This is a genomic window from Aeromicrobium sp. PFPM2_SD2 (genome assembly GCF_057364525.1).
This window is the reverse complement of sequence record NZ_JBNFNZ010000669.1, coordinates 1-905: the sequence shown is the minus strand read 5'-3', so window position 1 is coordinate 905 and position 905 is coordinate 1. Positions and strand designations below refer to the sequence as shown.

Annotated in this window: 1 protein-coding gene and 1 pseudogene; one reads left to right on the top strand and one right to left on the bottom strand. The window is 75.8% G+C overall.

The window, feature by feature from the left end; genetic code table 11:
- A partial coding sequence (locus tag AC2W7G_RS17320) for a class I SAM-dependent methyltransferase (protein WP_485869529.1) occupies positions 1–624 on the top strand: 624 nt, incomplete at its 5' end.
- A 1-nt stretch (position 625) separates the two neighbouring features.
- Here AC2W7G_RS17320 and AC2W7G_RS17315 read toward each other — a convergent pair.
- A pseudogene (locus AC2W7G_RS17315) lies at positions 626–905 on the bottom strand (aminotransferase class I/II-fold pyridoxal phosphate-dependent enzyme); the annotation flags it as partial.

Sequence of the window (905 nt, the reverse complement as noted above, 5' to 3'; positions counted from 1 at the left end):
GCGCGCCGCGCGTCCGTCGTCGCCAGCGACCTGACGCCCGCCCTGCTCGAGGCCGGCCGCCGCCACGCCGAGTCGCTCGGGCTCGACCTCACGTGGGACGAGGCCGACGCCGAGGCCCTGCCCTACGACGACGCCTCCTTCGACGTGGCCCTCTCGTGCGTCGGCATCATGTTCGCCCCGCACCACCAGGACGCCGCCGACGAGCTCGTGCGCGTCGTCCGTCCCGGCGGTCGCGTCGCGCTGCTGTCGTGGACGCCGCAGGGGTTCATCGGCCAGATGTTCGCCACGATGCGCCCGTTCGTGCCGGCCCCTCCCCCGGGCGTCCAGCCGCCGCCGCTGTGGGGCGACGAGCAGCACGTCCGGACGCTGCTCGGCGACCGGGTCGAGGACGTCCGCACGTCGACGCGGGTGCTGCGCGTCGACCGGTTCGGCTCGGGCCAGGAGTTCCTGGACTTCTTCAAGGCCAGCTACGGCCCCACCATCACCGCGTACAAGGCGGTCGCGGACAACCCGCGGCGCGCGGCCGAGCTCGACCGCGCGCTCGTGGAGCTGGCCGAGGCCTACGCGCCCGAGCCGGGCGTCCTGGAGTGGGAGTACCTGCTGCTGACCGCCACGCGGCGCTGAGCTAGGCCAGGCGCTCGACGGCGGCCGCGACGCGCTCGTCGGTGGCGGTGAACGCCACCCGGACGTGCTGGGCGCCGCGGGGTCCGTAGAAGTCGCCCGGCGCGACGAGGATGCCGCGCTCGGCCAGCCACGCCACCGTGTCGCGGCACGGCTCGCCCCGGTCGCCACAGGTACAGGGCGCCCTCGGAGTGGGTGATCTCGAAGCCCGCGCCCTCGAGCGCCGCGCGCAGCGACGCCCGCCGCGCCCGGTAGCGCTCGCGCTGCTCGTCGACCGTGACGCG